The sequence below is a fragment of the Salifodinibacter halophilus genome (assembly GCA_012999515.1).
GTDB lineage: Bacteria > Pseudomonadota > Gammaproteobacteria > Nevskiales > Salinisphaeraceae > Salifodinibacter > Salifodinibacter halophilus.
Genome location: JABEEB010000627.1, coordinates 1 through 242 on the forward strand (window position 1 = coordinate 1; position 242 = coordinate 242).

The 242-nt window shown below is 72.3% G+C and carries 1 protein-coding gene; it reads right to left on the minus strand.

The window, feature by feature from the left end:
- Positions 1 to 242: DoxX family protein (locus tag HKX41_13085; protein NNC25068.1), on the minus strand; the 242-nt coding region annotated here is incomplete at both ends.

The window sequence follows — 242 nt, forward strand, 5'->3', positions numbered from 1 at the left end:
CGCGGCGGCCCCGGTCGCGAGTCGGGGGAGTCGCCAGAGGGCGATCCCGACGCCGGCCGACACCATCGTTCCCGAGGCGAGCGGGGCGAGCACCGACGGGAGCGGGACCCCGGCAGACTCGGCGTAGTCGATCGTGTCCTCCATGTCGCGGAAGTCCTCAGTCGCTTGTAGCGCGAGTCCGAGCCCGAGCGCGAGACGCCCGAGTCGGGAGAGCGACGCACCATCGTCGTCGGTCGTCGATG